We start from the raw sequence: 3,261 nt of genomic DNA on the forward strand, positions 1-3,261 counted from the left end.
GAGCCACTGGACGTAGTCCGACGGGCCGATGTGGACGTCGCGCGGCGCGAGGTCGGCTTCCACGTTGGACGTGACCGCCTGCGTCTTGGAGATCTTCTTGGATTCGAGGCGGTCGCGCTCCAGCATGTTCTTGAAGTCCATGTTGCCGCCGACGTTCAGCTGGTAGGTGCGGTCCAGGGTGACGCCGCGGTCCTCGAACAGCTTCGCCATGACGCGGTGCGTGATGGTGGCACCGATCTGGCTCTTGATGTCGTCCCCTACGATCGGGACACCCGCGGCGGTGAACTTGTCCGCCCACGCCTTGGTGCCGGCGATGAAGACCGGCAGGGCGTTGACGAAGGCCACGCCGGCGTCGATCGCGCACTGGGCGTAGAACTCGGCGGCTTCCTGCGACCCGACCGGCAGGTAGCAGACCATCACGTCGACCTTGGCGTCCTTGAGGGCCTGGACGACGTCGACCGGCTCTTCCGTGGACTGCTCGATGGTCTCGAGGTAGTACTTGCCGAGACCGTCGAGGGTCGGGCCGCGCTGTACGGTGACACCTTTCGGCGGGACGTCGGCGATCTTGATGGTGTTGTTCTCGCTGGCCAGGATGGCGTCAGACAGGTCCAGGCCCACCTTCTTGCCGTCGACGTCGAACGCGGCAACGAACTGAACGTCGTTGACGTGGTACTTGCCGAACTCCACATGCATCAGCCCCGGAATCGTGGCTTGGGGGTCGGCATCCCGGTAGTACTCGACGCCCTGGACCAGCGAAGTGGCACAGTTACCTACGCCGACGATTGCAACACGAATCGGATGTGAAGACACGGAACTCCTTTGAGGACAACTTCATGTGCCCGGCGCGGAAGTACTCTGATGCACGACGGCGGCAGCGGGCACGGCACCATACGGCGCCCTTAGCATTCTAGTCAACGGCGCGGCAGCCCGAGTTGTTCCCGGTCCGCCGCACCGCCTCTGTTACTTGCGGGTGAAGCAGTCTACTTTTGGGCCCACAGGTTGATGTCGGATTCGACGGCGAACTCGTCGATCGCCGTCAGCTCTTCGGCCGTGAAGCCGAGGTTGTTGATGGCGGACAGGGTGTCCTCCAACTGCCGGACGCTGGACGCGCCGACCAGCGCCGACGTCACTGCGGAGCCCTTGCCCTGCTCCCGCAGGATCCAGGCGATGGCCATCTGCGCGAGCGACTGCCCGCGGCTTTCGGCAATCCGGTGCAGGCCACGCACCCGGTCCAGCTTGTCCTCCGTGATGCTGTCTTCGGCCAGGGATTTCTCCTGGGCGGCGCGTGAATCGGCCGGGATCCCGTTCAGGTAGCGGTCGGTCAGCATGCCCTGCGCCAGCGGCGAGAACGCAATCGAGCCGGCACCCACCTGTTCCAGTGCCTCGTACAGGTTGGGGCTGCCGTTTTCGGTCCAGCGGTTCAGCATGGAGTAGCTGGGCTGGTGGATCAGCAACGGGGTGCCGAGCTCCTTGAGGATCCGGGCGGCCTCGAGGGTCTGCTCCGGGGTGTAGGAGGAGATGCCCGCGTAGAGGGCCTTCCCGGAGCGGACGGCGTGGTCCAGGGCGCCCATGGTCTCTTCCATCGGCGTTTCCGGGTCAGGCCGGTGGCTGTAGAAGATGTCCACGTAGTCCAGGCCCATGCGGGTCAGCGACTGGTCCAGGCTGGCGAGCAGGTATTTGCGGGAACCCCATTCGCCGAACGGGCCCGGCCACATGTTGTAGCCGGCCTTGGTGGAGATGATGAGTTCGTCCCGGTAGGGCGCGAAATCGTCCTTGAGGTGGCGGCCGAAGTTGGTCTCAGCCGAACCGGCCAGCGGCCCGTAGTTGTTGGCCAGGTCAAAGTGGTTGACGCCGAGGTCGAAGGCCCGGCGCAGGATGGCGCGCTGGGTTTCGAAAGGCTTGTCGTCGCCAAAGTTGTGCCAGAGGCCGAGCGAAATGGCGGGGAGCTTCAGCCCGCTGCGGCCCACGCGGCGGTACGGCATGGAGTCGTAACGGGTTTCTGCTGCAACATAAGTCATACGTACTATCCTGTCCTATTTCGAGATGATGGCGGCACTGTGGCCCGGCAGGTCGAGCTGGGCGTTGTCGAGGCGCACGGCGCTGTCGGTGGCCAGCACGACCGAGGCTCCGGAAACGGCGAGCCGGCGCGGTCCGGCGGAGAAGTTCATGGCAACCTCCACGCTGCCGCGGCGCAGGCGGAGCCAGCCGTCGGCCTCGCTGAAGGCAACGGCGGTGTCCTCGAAACCGAGTCCGGCGAGTTCCGGCGTCGAGCGCCGCAGCGCGATCAGCTGCCGGTACAGCTCCAGCAGGCGGGCGTGGTCGCCCTCCGCGGCTTCGGCCCAGTTGAGCCGGGACCGGGTGAAGGTCTCCGGGTCCTGCGGGTCGGGCACGACGGCGGGGTCCCAGCCCATCCGCTCGAACTCCCGGATCCGGCCCTCCGCGGTGGCCTTCCCGAGCTCAGGTTCCGGGTGCGAGGTGAAGAACTGCCAGGGGGTGGTGGCGCCGTATTCCTCACCCATGAACAGCATGGGGGTGAACGGCGAGGTCAAGGTCGCGACGGCGGCAAGCGCCAGCTGCCCGTACCCCAGGGTCTGGGACAGCCGGTCCCCGGTGGCCCGGTTGCCGATCTGGTCGTGGTTCTGGCTGCAAACCACCAGCGCCGACGGATGGACGACACCGGTGTTGATGGGCCGGCCGTGGTGCCGGCCGCGGAAGCTGGAGTAGCTGCCGTCGTGGAAGAACCCGTCCACCAGGACTTTGGCCAGCGCCTCAACGGATTCGAAGTCTGCGTAATAGCCCGTGGCCTCGCCGCTGACATTGACGTGCACCGCGTGGTGGAAGTCATCGCTCCACTGCCCGGCCAGGCCGTGGCCGTTGAGGTCGCGCGGGTAGAGCAGCCGCGGATCGTTGAGGTCCGACTCGGCGATCATCGTCGCGGGCCGTCCGGTTTCGGCGGAGACTTCGTCCGCGAGCGCACCGAATTCCTCGAGCAGGTGGAGGGCCCGCTCGTCCTTGAAGGCATGCACGGCGTCGAGCCGGAGCCCGTCCACGTGGTAGTCCCGCAGCCACATGGCGGCGTTCTCCAGGATGTAGCGGCGTACGACGTCGGACCCGGGGCCGTCGAGGTTCACCGAGTCGCCCCAGGTGTTGCCCTCCCCCGCCTTCAGGTACGGCCCGAACCGCGGAAGGTAGTTGCCGCTGGGGCCGAGGTGGTTGTAGACCACGTCCTGGATGACGCCCAGCCCGGCGGCGTGGGCGGCG

General features: G+C 66.6%; 1 protein-coding gene and 2 pseudogenes (2 of these 3 cut by a window edge). All 3 read right to left on the reverse strand.

Features of this window, described 5'->3' with window-relative positions; all coding sequences use genetic code 11:
• Nucleotides 1-810, reverse strand: a pseudogene (locus K789_RS22990) (inositol-3-phosphate synthase); it reaches 277 nt to the left of the window's first position.
• Nucleotides 811-980: 170 nt separating this feature from the next.
• Nucleotides 981-2,018 (reverse strand): L-glyceraldehyde 3-phosphate reductase, encoded by a 1,038-nt coding sequence (mgrA, locus tag K789_RS0112355; RefSeq protein ID WP_024367016.1) that lies wholly within the window; start codon nt 2,016-2,018, stop codon nt 981-983.
• Between the two features lie 15 nt (nt 2,019-2,033).
• Nucleotides 2,034-3,261: pseudogene (treZ, locus tag K789_RS22995) on the reverse strand (malto-oligosyltrehalose trehalohydrolase) (its annotated part continues 245 nt past the right edge of the window); the annotation flags it as partial.

Source organism: Arthrobacter sp. TB 26, from assembly GCF_000427315.1.
Taxonomy (GTDB): Bacteria; Actinomycetota; Actinomycetes; order Actinomycetales; family Micrococcaceae; genus Arthrobacter.